We start from the raw sequence: 218 nt of genomic DNA on the forward strand, positions 1-218 counted from the left end.
CCGCAATGCCCCCCTCGCAGCGGCTGCCGAACGTGGCGGTGGACCGGCCAGACCCGTCATCTCAGTCAAAGGAAAACCGGTTGAAGGCGTTGCCGACACCGGTCCTGCTGCCTGACTTTTCTAAAGGAGAGAAGCATGTCCGAAGAAACCAAGAAAACGCAGCTCAGTCGAAGACAACTGCTCGGTACGTCGGCCTTTGTGGCTGCCGCCGGTGCAAG

General features: G+C 60.1%; 1 pseudogene. It reads left to right on the forward strand.

Features of this window, described 5'->3' with window-relative positions:
* Positions 1–135: 135 nt before the first annotated feature.
* A pseudogene (locus HWX93_RS23305) lies at positions 136–218 on the forward strand (nitrous-oxide reductase); the annotation flags it as partial.

The organism is Brucella tritici (genome assembly GCF_902825325.1).
Taxonomy (GTDB): domain Bacteria; phylum Pseudomonadota; class Alphaproteobacteria; order Rhizobiales; family Rhizobiaceae; genus Brucella.